This window comes from Citrobacter sp. R-1.5.2, assembly GCF_035064245.1.
Taxonomy (GTDB): Bacteria; Pseudomonadota; Gammaproteobacteria; order Enterobacterales; family Enterobacteriaceae; genus Citrobacter.
In genome coordinates, this window is record NZ_JASEYC010000001.1 from 192,016 (window position 1) to 211,856 (window position 19,841).

At 54.5% G+C, this 19,841-nt stretch carries 23 protein-coding genes; 19 read left to right on the forward strand and 4 right to left on the reverse strand.

All coding sequences use genetic code 11. The features are described 5' to 3' along the window. The first annotated feature begins 3 nt into the window (after positions 1 to 3). The 19 genes from QMN38_RS00845 to ldtA all read left to right on the forward strand — a co-directional run bounded on the left by QMN38_RS00845 (position 4) and on the right by ldtA (position 15,193). On the forward strand, positions 4 to 636 hold the full coding sequence (locus QMN38_RS00845) for a cobalt-precorrin-8 methylmutase (protein ID WP_271448965.1): 633 nt from the start codon (positions 4 to 6) through the stop codon (positions 634 to 636). Next, positions 633 to 1,772, forward strand: coding sequence for a cobalt-precorrin-5B (C(1))-methyltransferase CbiD (gene cbiD, locus QMN38_RS00850; RefSeq protein ID WP_137382362.1), 1,140 nt, complete (start codon positions 633 to 635; stop codon positions 1,770 to 1,772). Before QMN38_RS00845 ends, cbiD begins: the two co-directional genes overlap by 4 nt. Continuing rightward, complete coding sequence (locus tag QMN38_RS00855; RefSeq protein WP_323604256.1) at positions 1,766 to 2,371, forward strand: cobalt-precorrin-7 (C(5))-methyltransferase; 606 nt, start codon at positions 1,766 to 1,768, stop codon at positions 2,369 to 2,371. The genes cbiD and QMN38_RS00855 overlap by 7 nt, the downstream gene beginning before the upstream one ends. After that, positions 2,361 to 2,930: a decarboxylating cobalt-precorrin-6B (C(15))-methyltransferase gene (locus tag QMN38_RS00860; protein ID WP_137382360.1), complete on the forward strand. Its 570-nt coding sequence runs from the start codon at positions 2,361 to 2,363 to the stop codon at positions 2,928 to 2,930. Before QMN38_RS00855 ends, QMN38_RS00860 begins: the two co-directional genes overlap by 11 nt. Further along, a complete protein-coding gene (locus QMN38_RS00865) occupies positions 2,923 to 3,696 on the forward strand; it encodes a cobalt-precorrin-4 methyltransferase (RefSeq protein ID WP_005123046.1) in 774 nt (257 codons plus the stop codon). Before QMN38_RS00860 ends, QMN38_RS00865 begins: the two co-directional genes overlap by 8 nt. Further along, positions 3,677 to 4,732, forward strand: a complete 1,056-nt coding sequence (cbiG, locus tag QMN38_RS00870) for a cobalt-precorrin 5A hydrolase (RefSeq protein WP_318049572.1) — start codon at positions 3,677 to 3,679, stop codon at positions 4,730 to 4,732. Before QMN38_RS00865 ends, cbiG begins: the two co-directional genes overlap by 20 nt. Then, positions 4,732 to 5,457, forward strand: a complete 726-nt coding sequence (locus tag QMN38_RS00875) for a precorrin-3B C(17)-methyltransferase (RefSeq protein ID WP_323604257.1) — start codon at positions 4,732 to 4,734, stop codon at positions 5,455 to 5,457. Before cbiG ends, QMN38_RS00875 begins: the two co-directional genes overlap by 1 nt. Further along, complete coding sequence (locus tag QMN38_RS00880; protein ID WP_323604258.1) at positions 5,454 to 6,239, forward strand: cobalt-precorrin-6A reductase; 786 nt, start codon at positions 5,454 to 5,456, stop codon at positions 6,237 to 6,239. The genes QMN38_RS00875 and QMN38_RS00880 overlap by 4 nt, the downstream gene beginning before the upstream one ends. Before the next feature lie 10 nt (positions 6,240 to 6,249). Continuing rightward, the gene (gene cbiK, locus QMN38_RS00885) at positions 6,250 to 7,044 is read left to right on the forward strand and encodes a sirohydrochlorin cobaltochelatase (protein WP_323604259.1); all 795 of its coding nucleotides are present in this window, start codon (positions 6,250 to 6,252) and stop codon (positions 7,042 to 7,044) included. After that, positions 7,041 to 7,754, forward strand: a complete 714-nt coding sequence (locus QMN38_RS00890) for a cobalt-factor II C(20)-methyltransferase (RefSeq protein WP_323604260.1) — start codon at positions 7,041 to 7,043, stop codon at positions 7,752 to 7,754. Before cbiK ends, QMN38_RS00890 begins: the two co-directional genes overlap by 4 nt. Then, positions 7,751 to 8,488 (forward strand): cobalt ECF transporter S component CbiM, encoded by a 738-nt coding sequence (gene cbiM, locus QMN38_RS00895; RefSeq protein WP_202038915.1) that lies wholly within the window; start codon positions 7,751 to 7,753, stop codon positions 8,486 to 8,488. Before QMN38_RS00890 ends, cbiM begins: the two co-directional genes overlap by 4 nt. Before the next feature lie 2 nt (positions 8,489 to 8,490). Then, positions 8,491 to 8,772: an energy-coupling factor ABC transporter substrate-binding protein gene (locus tag QMN38_RS00900; protein ID WP_137382353.1), complete on the forward strand. Its 282-nt coding sequence runs from the start codon at positions 8,491 to 8,493 to the stop codon at positions 8,770 to 8,772. After that, complete coding sequence (locus tag QMN38_RS00905; RefSeq protein WP_323604573.1) at positions 8,759 to 9,436, forward strand: energy-coupling factor ABC transporter transmembrane protein; 678 nt, start codon at positions 8,759 to 8,761, stop codon at positions 9,434 to 9,436. The genes QMN38_RS00900 and QMN38_RS00905 overlap by 14 nt, the downstream gene beginning before the upstream one ends. Positions 9,437 to 9,444: 8 nt before the next feature. Beyond that, complete coding sequence (locus QMN38_RS00910; RefSeq protein WP_202038912.1) at positions 9,445 to 10,260, forward strand: energy-coupling factor ABC transporter ATP-binding protein; 816 nt, start codon at positions 9,445 to 9,447, stop codon at positions 10,258 to 10,260. After that, the gene (locus tag QMN38_RS00915) at positions 10,257 to 11,777 is read left to right on the forward strand and encodes a cobyric acid synthase (RefSeq protein ID WP_323604261.1); all 1,521 of its coding nucleotides are present in this window, start codon (positions 10,257 to 10,259) and stop codon (positions 11,775 to 11,777) included. The genes QMN38_RS00910 and QMN38_RS00915 overlap by 4 nt, the downstream gene beginning before the upstream one ends. Then, positions 11,774 to 12,319, forward strand: a complete 546-nt coding sequence (gene cobU / locus QMN38_RS00920; RefSeq protein ID WP_271455290.1) for a bifunctional adenosylcobinamide kinase/adenosylcobinamide-phosphate guanylyltransferase — start codon at positions 11,774 to 11,776, stop codon at positions 12,317 to 12,319. Before QMN38_RS00915 ends, cobU begins: the two co-directional genes overlap by 4 nt. Then, positions 12,316 to 13,059, forward strand: coding sequence for an adenosylcobinamide-GDP ribazoletransferase (gene cobS, locus QMN38_RS00925; RefSeq protein WP_323604262.1), 744 nt, complete (start codon positions 12,316 to 12,318; stop codon positions 13,057 to 13,059). Before cobU ends, cobS begins: the two co-directional genes overlap by 4 nt. A gap of 24 nt (positions 13,060 to 13,083) precedes the next feature. Continuing rightward, positions 13,084 to 14,148, forward strand: a complete 1,065-nt coding sequence (gene cobT, locus QMN38_RS00930; RefSeq protein WP_323604263.1) for a nicotinate-nucleotide--dimethylbenzimidazole phosphoribosyltransferase — start codon at positions 13,084 to 13,086, stop codon at positions 14,146 to 14,148. Positions 14,149 to 14,266: 118 nt separating this feature from the next. Beyond that, positions 14,267 to 15,193, forward strand: a complete 927-nt coding sequence (gene ldtA / locus QMN38_RS00935; protein WP_323604264.1) for a L,D-transpeptidase — start codon at positions 14,267 to 14,269, stop codon at positions 15,191 to 15,193. Positions 15,194 to 15,216: 23 nt separating this feature from the next. On the opposite strand, the gene QMN38_RS00940 is transcribed toward ldtA, so the two are convergent. The 4 genes from QMN38_RS00940 to QMN38_RS00955 all read right to left on the reverse strand — a co-directional run bounded on the left by QMN38_RS00940 (position 15,217) and on the right by QMN38_RS00955 (position 19,734). Next, on the reverse strand, positions 15,217 to 15,906 hold the full coding sequence (locus QMN38_RS00940) for an ABC transporter ATP-binding protein (RefSeq protein WP_323604265.1): 690 nt from the start codon (positions 15,904 to 15,906) through the stop codon (positions 15,217 to 15,219). 10 nt (positions 15,907 to 15,916) lie between these two features. Continuing rightward, positions 15,917 to 17,605, reverse strand: a complete 1,689-nt coding sequence (locus QMN38_RS00945; protein WP_323604266.1) for an ABC transporter permease — start codon at positions 17,603 to 17,605, stop codon at positions 15,917 to 15,919. After that, the gene (locus QMN38_RS00950; protein WP_271455287.1) at positions 17,589 to 18,626 is read right to left on the reverse strand and encodes an extracellular solute-binding protein; all 1,038 of its coding nucleotides are present in this window, start codon (positions 18,624 to 18,626) and stop codon (positions 17,589 to 17,591) included. The genes QMN38_RS00945 and QMN38_RS00950 overlap by 17 nt, the downstream gene beginning before the upstream one ends. 235 nt (positions 18,627 to 18,861) lie before the next feature. Further along, positions 18,862 to 19,734: a LysR family transcriptional regulator gene (locus QMN38_RS00955; RefSeq protein ID WP_323604267.1), complete on the reverse strand. Its 873-nt coding sequence runs from the start codon at positions 19,732 to 19,734 to the stop codon at positions 18,862 to 18,864. Between the last annotated feature and the right edge of the window lie 107 nt (positions 19,735 to 19,841).

Sequence of the window (19,841 nt, forward strand, 5' to 3'; positions counted from 1 at the left end):
AAAATGCACTATATCCAGCAACCTCAAGCGATTGAGGCCAAAAGTTTCGACATCATTGGTGAGATTATCAGTGAAACCCGCCCGGATTATCAGTTTGCCAGTCCGTTGCATGAAGCCATCATCAAGCGGGTGATCCACACAACCGCGGATTTCGACTGGCTGGACATTCTGTGGTTTTCCAGCGGTGTACTGGAACAATTTTGCGCAGCATTGAGTCGCCCGAGCGTGATTTATACCGATACCACGATGGCGCTTTCCGGGATCAACAAAACCCTGCTGGCAAAATTCGGTGGCGAATGCCGCTGTTACATCAGCGACCCACGCGTGGTGCGGGCAGCAAAAGAACAGGGGATCACGCGTTCAATGGCTGCAGTCGACATTGCCGTGAAGGAAGAGGGCGAAAAACTGTTTGTCTTTGGCAACGCGCCAACCGCGTTGTTCCGCCTGCTGGAACATGATGCACCTGTCAGCGGTGTGGTTGGCGTACCGGTAGGATTTGTTGGCGCGGCGGAGTCGAAGGACGCACTGACACAAAGTCATCTGCCCGCTATTGCCGCATTAGGTCGCAAAGGTGGCAGTAACGTCGCTGCCGCCATCGTCAACGCCATGCTTTATCACATGCAGGGGGCGCGATGAGCGACCAGTCCTTCGATACGCCAGTGTGGCACAACGGTAAAGCGCTGCGTAAAGGGTACACCACGGGATCGTGTGCGACGGCGGCGGCAAAAGTCGCTGCGTTGATGGTGCTGCGCCAGCATCTGATCCATCAGGTTTCCATTGTGACGCCTTCCGGGGTGACGTTATGCCTGAACGTGGAGTCACCGCATATCGAAGGGCAACAGGCGATTGCCGCCATCCGCAAAGATGGTGGTGATGATGTGGACGCCACGCATGGGATGCTGATCTTTGCCCGCGTGACGTTAGACGATAGCAAAGAAATTGTCTTACAGGGCGGTGAAGGTGTCGGTACGGTGACCCGTAAAGGGATTGGTTTGCCGGTGGGCAGTTCGGCGATTAACCGGACACCTCGTCAGACCATTGAGTCCGCAGTACGTGAAGCGATTGGACCAAATCGTGGGGCAAACATCGAGATTTTTGCGCCTGAAGGTGAAGAACGGGCGCAAAAAACCTACAACTCGCGCCTGGGGATTCTGGGCGGTATTTCGATCATTGGTACCACGGGCATTGTTACGCCGATGTCGGAAGAGAGCTGGAAACGTTCGCTATCGCTGGAACTGGAGATCAAACGCGCGGCAGGACTGGATCGCGTCGTACTGGTACCGGGTAACCACGGTGAACGTTTTGTGCGTGAACAAATGGGGATCGACACACAGGTTGTAGTCACTATGAGCAACTTTGTCGGTTACATGATTGAAGAAGCGGTGCGCCTGGGATTCCGCCAGATCGTGCTGGTTGGCCACCCTGGCAAACTTATCAAAATCGCGGCAGGGATCTTCCATACCCACAGTCATATCGCTGATGCCCGCATGGAAACGCTGGTGGCTCACCTCGCATTACTTGGCGCGCCGTTGGAACTGCTGACGCTGGTCAGCGACTGTGACACGACCGAAGCTGCGATGGAACATATCGAAGCATACGGTTTTCAACACATTTACAACCATTTGGCGAAGCGTATTTGTATGCGCGTCCTGCAAACCCTGCGTTTTACGAAAAATCCCCCGACCTGCGACGCCATCATGTTCTCTTTTGATAATCAGGTCCTCGGCAGCAATCGTCCGGTCGCGGAGATCGCAGAGGAGATGGAATGTTAACTGTTGTTGGGATGGGACCCGCTGGGTTGCATTTGATGACGCCGGTGGCGCGCGACGCGGTTGCAAAGGCCGATGTGCTGGTCGGTGGTAAGCGGCATCTGCAGCAGTTCCCGGATTTTGCCGGTGAACGGTTTGCTCTTGGCGCCAATATTCCGGATCTATTGAACTGGATAGGCGAACATCAGGCGCGAAACGTGGTGGTACTGGCCTCAGGCGACCCGCTGTTCTACGGCATTGGCACGCGGATGGTGGCGCATTTTGGTATTGAAAATGTGCGCATTATTCCCGGTATTAGCGCCGTTCAGTATCTGTGTGCACAAGCTGGTATTGATATGAACGACATGTGGCTCACCAGTAGTCACGGTCGCAGTGTCTGTTTTGATGAACTGGCGCGACACAACAAGGTTGCGATGGTGACTGATGCGCTGTGTGGCCCGCGTGAAATTGCACAGCAGTTGGTGGCCAGAGGCAAAGGACATCGCTGGATGGTGATTGGCGAAAACCTGGCGATGGACAATGAGCGTATCCACTGCCTGCCTGTGAGCAAAATTACAGCCGACTATGACATGAATGCAGTGGTGATCCTCGATGAAAGATGAGCTTTTTCTACGTGGAGAGAAAGTGCCGATGACCAAAGAAGCGGTACGTGCACTCGCCCTCTCAAAACTTGAATTACACCGCGCCAGCCATCTGATTGATATCGGCGCGGGAACCGGCAGCGTGTCGATTGAGGCGGCGTTGCAATATCCGGGGCTGCGTATCACGGCGATCGAGCGTAATCCGGATGCACTCAGGCTGCTGGACGAAAACCGTCAGCATTTTGCCTGTGCAAACATCGATATTTTTCCCGGTATCGCGCCGATGACGATTGCGGAAAAAGCCGATGCCATTTTCATGGGGGGTAGCGGCGGCCATCTGACCGATCTGATCGACTGGTCAATGCGTCAGTTACATCCCGCAGGGCGATTGGTGATGACATTTATCCTTCAGGAAAACCTGAACACCGCTCTGGCTCATCTGGACCACCTTGGCATTCAGGGTGTGGATTGCCTGCAACTGCAGGTTTCCTCACTTGCCACGCTGGGTAGTGGTCACTATTTCAAACCGAATAACCCCGTATTTGTTATCGCCTGTCAGAAGGAAGGAACCCATGTCTGAGATTTTTGATCCCCGTAGTGTGTGGTTTGTTGGCGCAGGTCCTGGCGATCGCGAGCTGATTACCCTCAAAGGTTACCGGTTGCTCCAGCAGGCACAGGTGGTTATCTATGCCGGATCGCTGATTAACACTGAATTACTGGAATATTGCCCGGCCGGAGCGGAATGCCATGACAGCGCCGAACTGCATCTGGAGCAGATCCTTGATCTGATGGAAGCGGGTGTGAAAGCCGGTAAAACCGTCGTGCGTCTGCAAACCGGTGATGTTTCCTTGTATGGCTCTGTGCGCGAGCAAGGCGAAGAGCTGACCAAACGCGGGATCGACTGGCAGGTGGTGCCTGGCGTTAGCGCGTTCCTGGGCGCGGCTGCGGAGTTGGGCGTCGAGTATACCGTACCGGAAGTGTCGCAGAGTCTCATCATTACCCGTCTGGAAGGTCGTACGCCGGTACCGGAACGTGAACAACTGGAGTCGTTTGCCAGTCACCAGACATCGATGGCGATTTATCTTTCCGTCCAACGCATCCACCGGGTTGCTGAACGTCTGATTGAAGGCGGTTACCCAGCGGCCACGCCAGTGGCGGTGATCTACAAGGCAACCTGGCCGGAAAGTCAGACCGTGCGCGGTACCCTGGCAGATATTGGCGACAAAGTTCGCGACGCAGGGATCCGTAAAACGGCGCTCATTCTGGTCGGTAACTTCCTGGGCTCGGAGTATCACTACTCCAAACTCTATGCGGCGGATTTTAGCCATGAATACCGTAAAGCCTGAATCACTCGCGCTATTTTGCCTGACCCCCGGCGGCGTTGTGCTTGCTAAACGTTTGGCGGCGATGTTGCCGGTAACCTGTTTCACCAGTGAAAAACTGCTGGAGGAGGGATTTATTCCTTTCGACAACGGTTTTGCTAACACCGCGCGTGATGCGTTTGCGAATTACTCCGCGCTGATTTTTATCGGTGCAACCGGCATTGCCGTGCGTGTGCTGGCCCCGCTGGTCAACGACAAATTTTGCGATCCGGCGGTGGTGGTCATTGATGAACGTGCCCAGCATGTCATTAGCCTGCTCTCCGGTCATGCGGGGGGCGCTAACGCACTGGCGCGTTATCTGGCGGGAATGCTGGGGGCCGATCCTGTCATTACCACCGCGACGGATGTTAACGATATGGCGGCGCTGGACACATTGGCGTTCCAGTTAAATGCCCGTATGAATGATTTCCGCTCGGCGGTCAAAATCGTTAACCAGATGCTGGTCAGCAACAAACGGGTTGGTCTGTGGTGGGACGACGAACTGGCACAGGACGTCAGCCATTGCGACCGCCGTGGATTTATCACGGTGACCGATCTCAATCAGCTGCCTGAACTGGATGCGCTGATTTGTATTACCTTGCGCAACAATCTGCCTGAGCTGCCCGTTGTGCACTGGAAGCTGGTACCGCAGCGAGTGGTTGCCGGAATTGGCTGTCGTCGGGATACGCCGTTCCCACTGTTAGCTGCGCTGCTGGCACGCCAACTCGAAGCCCAGCGCCTCGACCCGCTGGCGTTAAAAGCAATTGGCAGCATCACGCTGAAAAAAGACGAACAGGGGCTTATCCAGTTGGCCTCCTGTTGCCGCGTGCCTTTCGAAACCTTTACCGCTGACGCGCTGCGTGAGCATGAACACCGTTTTCCGGCCTCATCGTTTGTTCGCAAAACGGTGGGGACAGGAAGCGTTTCCGGTCCTGCAGCCTGGCTGCTGAGCCACGGACAACTGTTAGGCGAGACCCTGCGCGAACAGGGCGTCACGATCACTTTGGGAGTTTCACACTGATGTTAAGCGTAATTGGAATTGGCCCTGGCTCGCAGGCAATGATGACCATGGAAGCCGTTGAAGCTCTCCAGGCGGCGGAAATCATTGTTGGCTATAAAACCTACACCCATCTGGTAAAGGCGTTCACCGGCGATAAGCAGGTGATCAAAACCGGGATGTGCAAAGAGATTGAACGTTGCCAGGCCGCAATCGAACTGGCGCAGGCTGGCCACAACGTGGCGCTGATTAGCAGCGGCGACGCCGGGATTTACGGTATGGCCGGGTTGGTGCTTGAGCTGGTCAGCAAGCAAAAACTGGATGTTGAGGTTCGGCTGATCCCTGGGATGACGGCAAGTATTGCCGCCGCCTCATTGCTTGGCGCACCGCTGATGCACGATTTTTGCCATATCAGCCTGAGTGACCTGCTAACGCCGTGGCCGGTAATTGAAAAACGCATTATTGCCGCAGGTGAAGCTGACTTCGTTATCTGTTTCTACAACCCGCGCAGTCGCGGTCGTGAAGGGCATCTGGCGCGTGCATTTGAACTGCTTTCCGCCAGCAAGAGCGCACAAACACCCGTAGGTATCGTGAAGTCGGCCGGTCGTAAAAAACAGGAAAAATGGCTGACTACGCTCGGTGGTATGGATTTTGAACCGGTGGATATGACCAGTCTGGTGATTGTCGGCAACAAAACCACCTATGTACAGGATGGGCTGATGATTACACCACGGGGTTATGTGCTGTGAATTACGGTGATGTGCTGGTTATGGGCGGCACCAGCGATGCGCGCATGCTGTGCCAGCAACTGGATGCGGCAAATGTCGCTTACACCCTGTCGGTGGCGACGCCGACAGGTAAGCAACTGGCAGGTGACATCAAAGGTCAGGTTCGCTGCGGGCGTCTGGAACGCGAACAAATGATTGCCTGGTTGCAGGAAAACCGGACGCGCTGGGTGATTGATGCGTCACATCCTTATGCCGAGGTGGTGAGCCGCAACATCATGAACGCCTGTGAAGCGGCCGGCGTGTTGTTGAGCCGCTATCAGCGGCCTGAACAGTTGAGTGATTTTACTCACCCGCATCTGCACACCGTACAGAGCATCCAGCAAGCATGTGAAACAGCACGTCGTTTTGGCGAACGCGTGTTGCTGACGACCGGCAGTAAAGATTTGGCTATCTGGCGTGCAGGCTTGCCTGAAAAAACGCTGCTGGCACGCGTACTGCCTGTGCCAGAGGTGATTCAACAGTGCGCGGATCTGGGGTTTGGCGTCGGTGAGATCTTCGCGCTGTGTGGCCCGTTTAGCGCCGAGTTCAATGCCGCGTTTTATCGCCAGTGTCGGGCGGATGTGATGATCACCAAAGCGTCAGGCGCGGAAGGGGGTTATCAGGAAAAAGTTCAGCCCTGTCTGGATGCAGGTATTCCCTGCATCGTGATTACACGCCCGGCACCGTTGGTGACGGGAGAAGAATTACTGGAAAGTCAGGCCGCATTTGGGGCGCGTTTAACGCGCTGGCTGGCCGCTGCTTAAGGAGTAAGAGATGAAAAAGGCGCTTCTGGTGGTCAGCTTTGGCACCAGCTATCACGACACCTGTGAGAAGAATATTGTGGCCTGCGAGCGCGATCTTGCGGCCAGTTGTCCCGACCGTGATCTGTTCAGGGCATTTACCTCCGGGATGATCATCCGCAAGCTCAAACAGCGGGACGGCATTGAGATCGACACGCCACTGCAGGCGCTGCAAAAGCTGGCGGAGCAGGGATATCAGGATGTGGCTATTCAGTCGCTGCACATCATTAATGGTGACGAATACGAGAAAATTGTTCGTGAAGTCCAAAGTATGCGCCCGCTGTTTTCACGTCTGACGCTGGGGGTGCCATTGTTGAGCAGTCACGATGATTACGCACAACTGATGCTGGCGCTGCAACAGCAGATGCCGCAGTTAGGTGAGCGTGAAAAAGTCGTGTTTATGGGCCACGGTGCCAGTCATCACGCCTTTGCTGCTTATGCCTGTCTCGATCACATGATGACAGCGCAGCGCTTCCCGGCTCGCGTAGGTGCAGTAGAAAGCTACCCGGAAGTTGAGGTGCTGATCGAAAGCTTAGGCCAGGAAGGTGTGACGGCGGTTCATCTTATGCCGTTAATGCTGGTTGCAGGCGACCACGCTATCAATGATATGGCCTCTGATGAAGAGGATTCGTGGAAAACGTTGTTTAACGCAGCAGGCATTCCGGCTACGCCATGGCTCAGCGGTCTGGGTGAGAATCCGGCGGTTCGTGCCATGTTCGTCGCCCATTTACAGCAAGCGCTGAGCGTAGCGCTGGAGGAAGCAGCATGAGTGGCAAATTGTATGCACTGAGCACCGGGCCCGGTGCTGCCGATCTGGTCACCGTGCGTGCAGCACGCACCCTTGGGACGCTGGATATTCTCTATGCGCCGGCCGGGCGTAAAGGTGGCGATAGTCTGGCGTTGTCGATCGTACGTGAGTATATCGGTCAGCAAACTGAAGTTCGCTGCTGTCATTTCCCGATGAGTGCCGATAGTGCTGAAAAAGAGGCTGTCTGGGATGAGGTCGCTGCTGCGTTGGTACAGGAAGTGGAAGCGGGTAAACAGGTTGGTTTTATTACCCTCGGCGATGCCATGTTATTCAGTACCTGGATCTTTTTACTCCAGCGTATTGGTCATCCAGACTGGTTAGAAATTGTCCCCGGCGTCACCTCGTTTGCCGCGATTGCAGCACGTTCAAAAACGCCGCTTGCCATGGAGCAACAGTCCCTGGCGGTGGTCTCCTGTACCGCGCCGGAAAGTGAAATCCAGCACGCATTAACACAGCATGACAGCCTGGTGTTGATGAAGGTGTACGGTCGTTTTGCTCGCATCAAAGCGCTGTTGCAACAAGAAGGTTTGCTGGACTGCGCATTGATGATGTCTGAAGCCACGCTGCCAGGTGAGCAGTGCTGGCACCATCTGAATGAAGTGAGCGACGATCAGCCGCTACCTTATTTCTCAACCATTCTGGTTAATAAACAGTGGGAGTATGCACAATGAAGCTTGAACAACAGCTCAAACAGCTGTCTTTCAGCGGGTTAGCTGCGGCACTATTACTGATGATTGTTCCTGAGCAGGCATTTGCGATGCACATTATGGAAGGCTTTTTGCCACCGATGTGGGCGCTGGCCTGGTGGCTGCTGTTTCTGCCTTGTCTGTGGTACGGGTTAGTGCGTCTGCGCCAGATCGTGCAGGAAGATAACCACCAGAAAGTCCTGTTAGCCCTGTGCGGAGCCTTCATTTTTGTCCTGTCAGCGCTGAAAATTCCTTCCGTTACCGGGAGCTGCTCACATCCTACCGGGGTGGGGCTGGCGGTTATCCTGTTCGGACCGGGTGTGGTGGCAATTCTTGGGGCAATCGTCTTGCTGTTCCAGGCGCTGTTACTGGCCCACGGCGGTTTGACAACGCTTGGCGCGAACGGGATGTCGATGGCGGTAATCGGCCCGGTTGTTGGATATATGGTGTGGAAGTTGGCCTGTCGCGCGGGGTTGCGTCGTGATGTTTGCGTCTTCCTGTGCGCCATGCTGGCAGACCTCGTGACCTATTTCGTCACCTCTGTGCAGTTGGGTGTCGCCTTCCCGGATCCCTCTGCGGGGGCGATGGGATCAATTATCAAATTCATGGGTATTTTCTGTCTGACGCAGGTTCCAATTGCGATCGCAGAGGGGCTGCTAACCGTGATGATTTATGACCAGTTAACCAAACGCCAGTTGATTACCGCACAAGGACATTAACGATGAAAAAGACGCTGATTTTATTAGGGATGGTCGTTGCGCTGGTGGTCCTGCCGTTTTTCATCAACCATGGTGGAGAATACGGTGGTTCGGACGGTGAAGCGGAAAGCCAGATTCAGGCTATCGCGCCACATTATGAGCCGTGGTTCCAGCCATTGTATGAACCTGCAAGTGGCGAAATTGAAAGCCTGCTGTTTACGCTACAGGGTTCGCTGGGGGCTGCCGTGATTTTCTATATCCTGGGTTATACCAAGGGCAGGCAGCGCCGTGATGACCGGGCTTGACAGACTCAGCTACCAGAGCCGCTGGTTTCATGTTTCACCGCAGCGAAAATTCTTGCTCTGGCTGGTGATGATGGTTCTGGCCTTTACTCTGCCCCCATTGGGGCAGGGTATCGAGATGTTGCTGATAGCGGCGCTCAGTTGCTGGCTGCTGCGGGTTTCTTTCTGGCGCTGGTGTCGTTGGATGGCGTTACCGTTTGGCTTTTTGCTGGTGGGCGTCGTGACGATTTTGTTTAGCGTCAGCCGCGACCCGCATACCTTACTGGCCAGCGTACCCGTGGGCAGTTTCTGGCTGGGGATCACTTCATCGGGCATTCACACGGCCAATGAAACGTTCTGGCGAAGCCTTGCTGCGCTGGCTGCTACGTTCTGGCTGGTGCTGAATTTACCGTTTCCGCAGTTAATTATTCTGCTCAAACGTGCACATGTCCCACGGCTGATGACAGAGCTGATTCTGCTGACCTGGCGATTTATTTTTATCCTGTTAGACGAGGCACTCGCCATTCATCGCGCACAAACGCTGCGTTTTGGTTATCGTAGCTTGCCGTTGGGCTATCGCTCTTTGGCGATGCTGGTGGGATTATTGTTTACCCGCGTGTTGATCCGTTATCAGCAAATGACCACCACACTGGATATCAAACTGTATCAGGGTGATTTTCACCTGTAAGGAAAAGTATGCTTGCCACCTCAGCGCTTTGGTTTCGCTACCAGGATGACCCGATTCTTAAAGGGCTAACGCTGGACTTTTCTCAACATGCCGTCACCGGACTGGTGGGGGCCAATGGCTGCGGGAAGTCCACGTTGTTTATGAACCTGAGCGGTTTACTGCGCCCACAACAGGGGGCGGTGATGTGGCAAGGAAAACCACTGGATTACAGCAAGCGCGGCCTGCTGGCGTTACGTCAGCAGGTGGCAACGGTATTTCAGGACCCCGATCAGCAAATCTTTTATACCGATATCGACAGTGACATCGCGTTTAGCCTGCGTAATCTGGGCGTGGACGAGGCTGAAATTGCCCGTCGGGTGGACGATGCCTTGACGCTGGTCGATGCTCAACATTTTCGCCATCAGCCCATTCAGTGTCTCAGCCACGGACAAAAAAAACGCGTGGCGATAGCGGGGGCGCTGGTGCTGCAAGCGCAGTATCTGTTACTGGATGAACCCACCGCCGGTCTCGACCCATCAGGGCGCACGCAGATGATCGAGATTATCAAACGCATTGTGGCGCAGGGAAATCATGTGGTTATTTCCAGCCATGATATCGATCTCATCTATGAAGTCAGCGATGCGGTGTACGTTTTACGTCGCGGAGAAGTGCTGACGCACGGTACGCCGGGTGACGTGTTCGCCCGTACCGATCTTATTGAACAAGCCGGGTTAACTCCGCCATGGCTGGTGAAATTGCACACCGAGCTGGGTTTCCCGTTGTGTAAAACAGAGGCTGAATTTTTTAGCTGTATGCGAAAGAACGCGCTGAAGGAGGCGTCATGACGCAGGCAATAATGTTGCAGGGAACGGCATCTGATGTTGGCAAAAGCGTACTCGTCGCCGGGCTGTGTCGTATTTTTTATCAGGATGGACTGCGTACCGCGCCGTTCAAATCGCAGAACATGGCGTTGAACTCTGGCATTACGCCGGAGGGAAAGGAGATGGGGCGTGCGCAAATATTTCAGGCGGAGGCGGCAGGGATAACGCCGGATGTGCGTATGAACCCTGTGCTGCTTAAACCGACCAGCGATCGTAAAGCACAGGTCGTGTTGATGGGCAAAGTGGCAACCGATATGGATGCGGTCAGTTACCACGAGTACAAACCGCGGCTGCGTGAACAGATTATTTCAGTTTATAACAGTCTGGCGCAGGAGTTTGACGTTGTCGTGCTGGAAGGGGCGGGCAGCCCGGCAGAAATCAACCTGCGCGATCGCGATATCGTCAATATGGGGATGGCGGAGATGGCGCGCTGCCCGGTCGTTCTGGTGGCGGATATCGATCGCGGAGGGGTATTTGCCTCCATTTACGGCACACTGGCGCTGCTGCACGACCATGAGCGCGCCAGAGTCAAAGGGGTCATCATCAACAAGTTTCGCGGTGATGTGGCGTTGTTGCACTCCGGCATTGAACAAATTGAGGCGCTGACCGGCGTTCCGGTGTTGGGCGTGATGCCATGGCTGGATGTGGACCTCGAAGACGAGGATGGCGTCGCACTGCAAAAAGGGAAGTACGTACGCACGGATAAGCGAGATATTGAGATAGCCGTAGTCCAACTGCCACATATCTCAAACTTTACCGACTTCAACGCGCTTGCCGCTCAACCGGATGTTCGTGTGCGCTATGTGCGCCACCCGGAGGAGCTGGCGGGAGCCGATCTGGTGATTCTGCCGGGCAGTAAAAATACGCTGGGCGATCTGGTCTGGTTACGTGAGAGCGGTATAGCCCACGGCGTGTTGCAATTACACCGTCAGCGTGTACCGGTAATCGGAATTTGCGGTGGCTATCAGATGCTTGGGGACACCATCATTGATGATGTGGAGTCAGGACTCGGCACGCTGCCGGGGCTCGGGCTGCTGAATATCGTGACCCATTTTGCCCAGCATAAAACGACGACCCAGGTGGCAGGGGTGATGTCTTCCACGCTGCCGGACTGGCTAGCGGGTGTTGCGGAGCTATCCGTACGCGGCTATGAAATTCATATGGGTGAAACACAATTAACAGAAGACTGCCAGCCCGTCATGACACTGCATAAAAGCGGTGGCGCTATGGCTGACGGTGCGGTGAGCTCAGACGGACTGGTATTGGGTACCTATCTGCACGGTCTGTTTGACAGTGATGAATTCACCCGTGCGCTGGTCAACGGTCTGCGTGAACGCAAAGGGCTAACCGCGCTGGATTCCACCTTCCAATACGCGCAATATAAATCGCAGCAGTTTGATCTGCTGGCGGATGCGATGCGACAACACATCGATATTGAGAAAATTTATACCATCATGCAACAGCACCGGGAGCCCGTATGATGATTCTGGTGACGGGCGGTGCCCGCAGCGGAAAAAGTCGACATGCGGAAGCGTTAATTGCCGATTCCCCGCAGGTGCTGTATATCGCCACATCGCAGATTTTTGATGAGGAGATGGCAGCACGTATTCAGCACCATCGCGATGGGCGTCCCGCGCACTGGCGTACTGCTGAGCGTTGGCAACATCTTGATGAGCTGATCACGGCGGCGAACGATCCGCAGGAAGCCATTCTGCTGGAGTGCATCACCACGATGGTGACCAACCAGTTGTTTGCGCTGGGCGGTGACAGCGATCCTGACGGCTGGGATTACGCAGCGATGGAACGCGCCATTGAGGCGGAGATCCGTACGCTGATTGAGGCCTGTCAGCGCTGTCCGGCTACAGTTGTTTTGGTGACAAATGAAGTGGGAATGGGGATCGTTCCGGAGAACCGTCTGGCACGGCATTTTCGCGATATTGCCGGACGTGTTAACCAACGCCTGGCGGCGGCAGCGGATGAGGTCTGGCTGGTGGTATCAGGAATTGGAGTCAAAATTAAATGAGTAAGTTGTTCTGGGCAATGCTCTCTTTTATCAGTCGGTTGCCCGTTCCAACGCGCTGGTCGCAAGGGCTGGATTTTGAGCATTATTCACGCGGTATCGTTATGTTCCCCCTTATAGGTGTTGTGCTGGGTGGGCTGACGGGACTGGTCTTTATGGTGCTGCAATCCTGGTGTGGTATTCCTCTGGCCGCCCTGTTTGCCGTGCTGGCGCTGGCGCTGCTAACCGGTGGCTTTCACCTTGATGGACTGGCGGATACCTGTGACGGCATTTTTTCTGCACGTCGACGCGAACGGATGCTGGAAATCATGCGCGACAGTCGACTCGGGACCCATGGCGGACTGGCACTGATCTTTGTGCTACTGGCCAAAGTGCTGGTGGTGAGCGAACTGGCGCTGCGCGGAACGCCGATGCTGGCAGCACTGGCTGCAGCCTGCGTCGCTGGGCGGGGTAGTGCTGTTTTGCTGATGTATCGACACCGTTATGCCCGCGAAGAAGGGCTGGGAAATGTCTTTATTGGCAAAGTTACCGGACGACAAACCTGTGTCACGTTGGGGTTCACGGCGATCCTGGCGGCCGTCCTGCTTCCGGGCATGCGCGGTGTGGCAGCACTGGTTGTTACGTTGGTGGCGATCTTCATTCTTGGGCAGTTATTAAAACGCACGTTAGGTGGGCAAACCGGCGATACGCTGGGTGCGGCCATTGAACTTGGCGAGTTGGTTTTCCTGCTGGCTCTGCTTTGAGTCAGTCAACATACTGGAACCCTTATGCAGACTTTATCCTCTTTACTTCACGCGATCCCTTCACCCGATAGCGCTGCAATGTTGCGCGCGCAGCAACATATTGATGGCCTGCTTAAGCCGCCGGGAAGCCTTGGGCGACTCGAATCTCTCGCTGTGCAACTGGCCGGTATGCCAGGCCTGAAAGGCGTGCCGCATGTCGGGGGGAAAGCGATGCTGGTGATGTGCGCCGACCACGGCGTGTGGGATGAAGGTGTTGCTGTTTCGCCTAAGATCGTTACAGCGATTCAGGCGGCCAATATGACGAGCGGAACGACCGGTGTCTGCGTGCTGGCCGCTCAGGCTGGTGCAAAGGTGCATGTGATTGATGTGGGAATTGACGCCGAACTCATTCCTGGCGTAGTGAACATGCGCGTATCACGCGGTTGCGGCAATATTGCACAAGGGCCGGCAATGCGTCGCTCACAAGCCGAAGAGCTGCTGCTGGAAGTGATTCGGTATACCCGAGAACTGGCGGATGATGGCGTAACATTGTTTGGCGTCGGTGAGCTTGGCATGGCAAATACCACTCCTGCGGCTGCGATTGTCAGTGTGTTAACCGGTAGCGATGCAGAGGATGTGGTGGGTATTGGTGCTAACCTTCCGCTATCGAGGGTAGGAAATAAGGTTGATGTTGTTCGCCGGGCTATTGCCGTCAACCAGCCGGACAGCCGTGATGGTATTGATGTGCTGGCAAAAGTGGGTGGTTTTGATCTTGTCGGAATGGCGGGGGTGATGTTAGGTGCGGCGTCTTGCGGTCTGCCGGTCATCCTGGATGGTTTCCTGTCTTATTCGGCGGCACTGGCTGCTTGTCAGATAGCGCCGGAGATTAAACCTTATCTGATCCCGTCGCATTTCTCCGCCGAAAAGGGCGCTCGTACTGCACTGGCGCACCTGGAACTGGAGCCGTATCTCAACATGGGAATGCGTTTAGGCGAAGGCAGTGGTGCCGCGCTGGCGATGCCCATTGTTGAAGCTGCCTGCGCGATGTACAGCAATATGGGGCAGTTAGCTGCCAGTAATATTGTATTACCGGATGGCAAAGAAGCGTAGTCGCTCACGACCCCGCTTTATGGCGGGGCTTTTTATGTGCATTCTCGTCGTAACCCCCTAAAACAGATAAAAAAGCTATACTTAACGGATATCTGTTGCGACGAAGGAAAGGAAAAAGATGCGTCGTGTAAAACTGCTGTGTGCTTTTGTTATGCTGCTCGCGAGTCAGGGATCGCAGGCGGTGAGCTACCCATTGCCTCCTGAGGGCAGCCGTCTGGTGGGAAGTCCTCTGACGATAACGATTCCCGCTGGTAACACTCAGCCCCTGGAGGCTTTTGCCGCACAGTATGGACAGGGATTGAGCAACATGCTCGAAGCCAATCCTGGTGTGGATGTATTTCTGCCGAAGTCGGGTTCCACACTGGTGGTGCCACAACAATTAATATTGCCTGATACCGTACGTGAAGGCATCGTCATCAACGTCGCAGAAATGCGGCTGTACTATTACCCTGAGGGTGCTAATACGGTAGAGGTGTTACCTATTGGTATTGGGCAGGCCGGAAGAGAAACTCCGCGCAACTGGGTCACGGCGGTCGAACGTAAACAGGAAGCACCAAGCTGGACGCCCACGGCAAATACCCGGCGGGAGTATGCTGCTCGTGGGGAAAGCTTACCGGCGTTTGTGCCTGCCGGGCCAGACAATCCGATGGGATTGTACGCTATCTATATCGGCAGGTTGTACGCCATTCATGGTACTAATGCCAACTTCGGTATTGGGCTACGCGTGAGCCAGGGCTGTATCCGTCTGCGTAATGACGACATCAAATATCTGTTTGATACTGTGCCGGTTGGCACGCGTGTTCAGATTATTGACCGACCGATAAAATTCAGCACCGAGCCAGACGGTAGCCATTGGGTTGAAGTTCATGAACCGCTGTCCCGCAATCGCTCCGAATATGAATCTGACAGAAAGGTTCCGCTGCCCGTCACCCCCGTTTTGCGTACTTTTATCAGCGGGAATGACGTGGATGTAAATCGTGGGAATCAGGCACTGGAACGCCGTTCCGGGATGCCGGTGAATATCAGTCTGATGCAGACACATTAGCGATGTCACCACGCGGCTCTTTCTTAGCCCTGGCTATGGTGGGCCGCCTTTTTAAGCTGATACTGACCCATTTTCACAAAACCTATATGGTCCGCCATCAACTGAGCTTCATGCTCGCTGTGGGTAACCAGCAGCGCGGTCTGGCCGGCAGCCCGTAAAATATCCCGAACCTCATTACCAAGGCGTTCGCGTGTGCGCTTATCCAGGCTGGAGAAGGGCTCATCCAGCAGTAAAATTTCCGGGTGTGGCGCCAGCGCGCGGGCTAACGCGATGCGCTGCTGCTGCCCACCAGAAAGCTCATGAGGGTAATGGTTAGCATGACTGTGCAATTCCACCATTTTCAACAGCTCCGTCACTCTGGCCTGTTGCACTTCACGTGGCATACGCCGTAAACCGAAGGCCACGTTTTGTTGCGCTGTCAGATGGGGAAATAAGGCGTATTCCTGAAAGACCATGCCGACATGACGTTTTTCCGGCGGCAAATGAACGCCGGGGCCAGCGATACGCCGCTCTGAGACATAGATTTCTCCACACTGCAGTCGTTCAAAACCGGCAACTGCACGCAACACCGTTGTTTTCCCACAGCCTGAAGCGCCAAGCAGACAAGCAATTTCCCCTTTGTGTACCGACATTGAGAATCCGGTCAGGACCGGTTGCTGACTGTTGCCGTAGGCAACGTGCACGTCCTGGAGTCGTAATGCGATTTCTGACATTGTTGCTCTCTTAACCACGGCGAGTCATCTGGTGACGCACCAACAATATAACGGGCAGTGTACCTGCTAAAACAATCAGCAGCGCGGCAATCGCGCCTTCTTCATAGGTTCCGCGGGCGGCTTCTGCATACAGCAGAGTGGCCAGCGTTTCGAAATTTACCGGGCGCAACAGCAGCGTTGTTGGCAGTTCTTTCATCGCATCGGCAAAAACCAGCAATGCACTGCTCACTAATGCCGGACGCAGTAACGGAAAATGAACGCGGGCAAATGTTCCGGCACCGTTTTCGCCGAGCAAGCGTGAAGCCTGTTCGAGCGACGGCGGAATGCGGCCCAGACCGGAGTCCAGTGCACCGATGGCAATTGCCTGGAAGCGCATCGCGCAGCAAATGACCAACAAAATACCGGCAGACATCAGCGGTAACCCGCGAATATCCAGTAAGTCGGCCAGCCAACGATCGACAGCCATCGCTGGGGGCAAAAAACCAATCGCCAGAATCGTTCCGGGCACCGCATAACCGAGGGAGGCCAGACGCATCACGCCACGACGAAAGCCTGGCATCGCGTTGTCTGCCGCGCTATGGCGTGCGCTCCAGGCGACCAGCAAGCTGACGCAAATCACCACCAGCGTGGTGCCTGCTGCCAGCAAGAGCGTATTTTGTAATGCTGAAAGCAACGAGGCGGACAGTGGGCTCGTGTCCCCTAAGCGTTTGGCACTTTCCCACATCAAAAAGAGAACCGGGGCCACAAAGCCCAATATAACGGGTAGCGAAATGACAGCGCCAAGTAGCCAGCCACGCCAGCCGTGCACGCGAGTAGGTTGGATTTCCCGCAGGCTGCGGCTGCTGAATCCTTGCTTTCTGCGTCCGTAAAATTCCAGCGTCAGAATGAAGAAGATAAACATCAGCATCATGCAGGCGATTTGTGCAGCGGCGGATAAATCAGAGCGAGAGATCCACGTAGTGTAGACGGTGACGGTTAGCGTTTGTACGCCGAGGAACTCCGATGCACCAATATCGTTGAGCGTTTCCAGAAGTGCCAGGCTGATGCCGACAGCCAGTGCCGGGCGCGCCATTGGCAGGGCGACACGGAAGAACGTCCCGGTAGCGCTACATCCCAGCGTGCGGGCAGCCTCCAGTAAATGGGCCGGCTGACTGATAAAGGTGGCGCGGGTCGTCAGATAGACGTAAGGGTAGAGCACTAAACCGAGCAAAATAATCGCGCCGGCAAGCGAGCGCAAATCCGGTAGCCGGAACTGTCGTGGACTGTCAAAGCCCAGCAGGAAGCGGATAAAGGTTTGCAGAGGGCCGATCGGATGCAGCAGATCGAGCCAGGCAAAGGCGACGATGTAGGTTGGCATCGCCAGCGGCAGCAGCAACGCCCAACTGAGGGTCTTACGTCCAGGAAAGTCCCATGCTGTGACGGCCCAGGCGCTGCCTACGCCAATCACGCCAACCAACACGGCAACACCGGCTAACAGCAGCACGGTATTTTTTAATGCTGCAGGTAGCACAAACGTAATGAGATTGTCCCAGTGCGATAAATCCGACTGGGTAGCTTGCCAGATAAGCGCAATGATGGGAGTCAGAACGCCAAGCGCAATGCAAAGCGCCCCAAGGTGCAACGGCGTTAATAATGACTGCGGCCCGGAAACCAGGCCGCGTAACGTCGGAAACTGCAGAAGTTTATTGATCGAATCCAACTTTATCTACCAGCAGACTTGCCTGTTTACGGTATTTCACGATTTCGGTTAACGGAATTTTATCGACGTCGATTTCACCAATTGTCGCGTTGATCACTGGGTCGAGAGTGACGCCTTTCAGTACCGGGTATTCGAAGTTCGCTTTCGCGTACTGCTGCTGGGCTGGTGCGGAAACCAGATATTCCATCAGCTTAACGGCATCGGCTTTATTGGGGGCATAGCGTGCTACTGCAGCGCCGCTGATATTGACGTGCGTGCCACCATTTTCAAAGGTTGGCTTAACGACTTTAATTGCATCGCCCCACTGACGTGCATCGCTGCCTTCTTTGGCATTTTTCATATGGCCGACGTAATAGGAGTTCGCCAGGCCAATATCGCAAATACCCCCGAGGATATCGCGGGCAACGTCACGGTCGCCGCCAGTCGCTTTACGTGCCAGATTCGCTTTCACGCCACGCAGCCATTCTTCCGTTTTTGCTTCACCATGATGCGCGATCATGGCGGCAATCAATGCAGTGTTATACGGGTGTTGTCCGGAACGGATACAGACTTTACCTTTGTACTCAGGGTTGGCGAGTTGCTCGTAATGCCAGTTATCGATTGGCATTGACTTCTCGGCGTACAACACACGCGCACGCATTGACAGCGCAAACCACTGGTTATCTGCACCGCGGAGATTGGCCGGAATCGCCGCTTTCAGTGCTTCTGACTCCACGGGTTGTGTCACACCCGCCTCGACTAAATCGATAAGGTTCCCGGCGTCAACAGTCATCAGCAGATCGGCAGGGGAGTTTTTGCCTTCCGCTTTAACACGCTCAAGCATGCCATCCTTGATATAGACCGTACTGACTTTTATACCGCTGGTTTTCGTCCAGCTATCAAGCAGGGGCTGAATCAGGCCCGGTTCACGGGTGGTATACAGCGTTAACGCATCCTGGGCGAAAGCCGGCAGGCTGACAGAGAGGACCAGAGCAGAAGCAAGCGTGATACGGCGCAGTCCAGTGCGAGGCAGAGCATTCATCGTTTATATCCCAGCGTAATTGGAACGTACAGTGACCCGAGCAGGGGCTCATTTTTTTGCCTGCGTACAATAAATGATAATCACTAGCAATTACAATCATTGCAAAGTGTAAATAATTTACATTTACATAACTTTAATCAACGGTGTGAAGTGCCTGTCCCTGTTATGGATAAGATATTTAGCATCCATGAATACACTGGGTTGCCGTCTGCCTGGCGTTACCAGATGCAATCGCTTAAGCCCGTGTAATAAACGAGACAAAGTGATTAAGTACCCGGCTGACTTCGCGGCTTTTTAGCCATATCATCATGGTGTTCACTTTACCTATCTGTGGCGTAATCGTATGACTTCGGATAGGGAAGTTATTTTCATACTGTCTGACAACACTTTCCGGCAACAGCGCAATCCCCATCCCGGCACTCACACAGCCAAGGATCGCCTGAAAAGAGCCAAATTCCAGAGGATCGGCGTAATCGACCCCCTGTAGGTGCAGCCATTCTCCCAGGCGGGAGCGATAGTTACACCCTTTAACAAAGACCAGCGGCCTTGTCACCTGGAGGTCAGCGCCAGTAATGACATTCTGGTGCTCTGCCGCCGTTACCAGTACCAGCGTTTCCTGACATAACACGTGTGATTGCAGGGGCGAATTTTCCATATGCAGCCCCTGATGATCGGCAACGAATGCGATTTCCAGTTCATTATTCAGAATGTGTTGCACCAACGCCTCAGTAGGGGAGGTTTTCAGGTTTAACTCAATGGAAGGGATTTCGCGGTGGAAATTCGCCAGGATCGAAGGGAGACGTACTGCTGCGGTCGTTTCCATTGCACCAATACGCAATGGCCCTGCCACTTTTGTTCCCAGCATCGACAATTCCGCTTCCTCTAGCAACGCCAGAATTTTGTTGGCGTAGCGCAGAAGCAGCTCGCCCTCAGGGGTAATGTAGAGTCGATTTTTCTCGCGTACAAACAGAGAGACATCAAGGCTGGCTTCCAGCTGTTTAAGGCGGGTTGTGACATTCGAAGAAACGCAGTGCAGACTGCGTGCAGCAGCGGATATGGAGCCCGTTTCCGCCACCGTTTTAAACAAATTCAGAGAGGTACTGTTCATAGAAGCATCACTCAAAGTGAATGTTTTCGTCATTTTTATTAACTTTTTATTATCATTTCCTTGTGTAAGATAACAATCAAACTTAATTCGTCTTTTGAGGCCAAAAT

What these genes read in the sequence shown, in the direction of transcription:
- QMN38_RS00845 (WP_271448965.1), top strand. Translation starts at nt 4, where the DNA reads ATGCACTATATCCAGCAACCTCAAGCGATTGAGGCCAAAAGTTTCGAC.
- cbiD (WP_137382362.1), top strand. Translation starts at nt 633, where the DNA reads ATGAGCGACCAGTCCTTCGATACGCCAGTGTGGCACAACGGTAAAGCG.
- QMN38_RS00855 (WP_323604256.1), top strand. Translation starts at nt 1,766, where the DNA reads ATGTTAACTGTTGTTGGGATGGGACCCGCTGGGTTGCATTTGATGACG.
- QMN38_RS00860 (WP_137382360.1), top strand. Translation starts at nt 2,361, where the DNA reads ATGAAAGATGAGCTTTTTCTACGTGGAGAGAAAGTGCCGATGACCAAA.
- QMN38_RS00865 (WP_005123046.1), top strand. Translation starts at nt 2,923, where the DNA reads ATGTCTGAGATTTTTGATCCCCGTAGTGTGTGGTTTGTTGGCGCAGGT.
- cbiG (WP_318049572.1), top strand. Translation starts at nt 3,677, where the DNA reads ATGAATACCGTAAAGCCTGAATCACTCGCGCTATTTTGCCTGACCCCC.
- QMN38_RS00875 (WP_323604257.1), top strand. Translation starts at nt 4,732, where the DNA reads ATGTTAAGCGTAATTGGAATTGGCCCTGGCTCGCAGGCAATGATGACC.
- cbiK (WP_323604259.1), top strand. Translation starts at nt 6,250, where the DNA reads ATGAAAAAGGCGCTTCTGGTGGTCAGCTTTGGCACCAGCTATCACGAC.
- QMN38_RS00890 (WP_323604260.1), top strand. Translation starts at nt 7,041, where the DNA reads ATGAGTGGCAAATTGTATGCACTGAGCACCGGGCCCGGTGCTGCCGAT.
- cbiM (WP_202038915.1), top strand. Translation starts at nt 7,751, where the DNA reads ATGAAGCTTGAACAACAGCTCAAACAGCTGTCTTTCAGCGGGTTAGCT.
- QMN38_RS00900 (WP_137382353.1), top strand. Translation starts at nt 8,491, where the DNA reads ATGAAAAAGACGCTGATTTTATTAGGGATGGTCGTTGCGCTGGTGGTC.
- QMN38_RS00905 (WP_323604573.1), top strand. Translation starts at nt 8,759, where the DNA reads ATGACCGGGCTTGACAGACTCAGCTACCAGAGCCGCTGGTTTCATGTT.
- QMN38_RS00910 (WP_202038912.1), top strand. Translation starts at nt 9,445, where the DNA reads ATGCTTGCCACCTCAGCGCTTTGGTTTCGCTACCAGGATGACCCGATT.
- QMN38_RS00915 (WP_323604261.1), top strand. Translation starts at nt 10,257, where the DNA reads ATGACGCAGGCAATAATGTTGCAGGGAACGGCATCTGATGTTGGCAAA.
- cobU (WP_271455290.1), top strand. Translation starts at nt 11,774, where the DNA reads ATGATGATTCTGGTGACGGGCGGTGCCCGCAGCGGAAAAAGTCGACAT.
- cobS (WP_323604262.1), top strand. Translation starts at nt 12,316, where the DNA reads ATGAGTAAGTTGTTCTGGGCAATGCTCTCTTTTATCAGTCGGTTGCCC.
- cobT (WP_323604263.1), top strand. Translation starts at nt 13,084, where the DNA reads ATGCAGACTTTATCCTCTTTACTTCACGCGATCCCTTCACCCGATAGC.
- ldtA (WP_323604264.1), top strand. Translation starts at nt 14,267, where the DNA reads ATGCGTCGTGTAAAACTGCTGTGTGCTTTTGTTATGCTGCTCGCGAGT.
- QMN38_RS00940 (WP_323604265.1), bottom strand. Translation starts at nt 15,906, where the DNA reads ATGTCAGAAATCGCATTACGACTCCAGGACGTGCACGTTGCCTACGGC.
- QMN38_RS00950 (WP_271455287.1), bottom strand. Translation starts at nt 18,626, where the DNA reads ATGAATGCTCTGCCTCGCACTGGACTGCGCCGTATCACGCTTGCTTCT.
- QMN38_RS00955 (WP_323604267.1), bottom strand. Translation starts at nt 19,734, where the DNA reads ATGAACAGTACCTCTCTGAATTTGTTTAAAACGGTGGCGGAAACGGGC.